The organism is Shigella sp. FC1967 (assembly GCF_001743005.1).
Lineage (GTDB): Bacteria > Pseudomonadota > Gammaproteobacteria > Enterobacterales > Enterobacteriaceae > Proteus.
This window is the reverse complement of the sequence record NZ_MIIZ01001245.1, coordinates 1-449: the sequence shown is the minus strand read 5'-3', so window position 1 is coordinate 449 and position 449 is coordinate 1. Positions and strand designations below refer to the sequence as shown.

Here is a 449-nt window from a genome sequence, read left to right as displayed (position 1 = left end):
AGATTGAACGCTGGCGGCAGGCCTAACACATGCAAGTCGGGCGGTAACAGGAGAAAGCTTGCTTTCTTGCTGACGAGCGGCGGACGGGTGAGTAATGTAGTGGGGATCTGCCCGATAGAGGGGGATAACTACTGGAAACGGTGGCTAATACCGCATGACGTCTACGGACCAAAGCAGGGCTCTTCGGACCTTGCGCTATCGGATGAACCCATATGGGATTAGCTAGTAGGTGGGGTAACGGCTCACCTAGGCGACGATCTCTAGCTGGTCTGAGAGGATGATCAGCCACACTGGGACTGAGACACGGCCCAGACTCCTACGGGAGGCAGCAGTGGGGAATATTGCACAATGGGCGCAAGCCTGATGCAGCCATGCCGCGTGTATGAAGAAGGCCTTAGGGTTGTAAAGTACTTTCAGCGGGGAGGAAGGTGATAAGGTTAATACCCTTA

At 54.8% G+C, this 449-nt stretch carries 1 rRNA gene; it reads left to right on the top strand.

Annotation, left to right across the window (positions count from 1 at the left end):
- Positions 1-449, top strand: a 16S ribosomal RNA gene (locus BHE89_RS20730); the annotation flags it as partial.